Source organism: Clostridioides sp. ZZV14-6387 (assembly GCF_020657835.1).
Taxonomy (GTDB): Bacteria; Bacillota; Clostridia; order Peptostreptococcales; family Peptostreptococcaceae; genus Clostridioides; species Clostridioides difficile_A.
Window position 1 is genome coordinate 1 of record NZ_JAGWCW010000157.1, and the last position, 264, is coordinate 264.

The following is a 264-nucleotide window of genomic DNA, read 5'->3' on the forward strand; positions in this document are numbered from 1 at the left end:
CCCACTGTCCAAACTCCTACGGGAGGCAGCAGTGGGGAATATTGCACAATGGGCGAAAGCCTGATGCAGCAACGCCGCGTGAGTGATGAAGGCCTTCGGGTCGTAAAGTACTTTCAGCGGGGAGGAAGGGAGTAAAGTTAATACCTTTGCTCATTGACGTTACCCGCAGAAGAAGCACCGGCTAACTCCGTGCCAGCAGCCGCGGTAATACGGAGGGTGCAAGCGTTAATCGGAATTACTGGGCGTAAAGCGCACGCAGGCGGT

1 rRNA gene is annotated in these 264 nt (G+C 55.7%); it reads left to right on the forward strand.

Annotated elements, in window-relative coordinates:
* A 16S ribosomal RNA gene (locus KGF38_RS20210) occupies positions 1–264 on the forward strand; the annotation flags it as partial.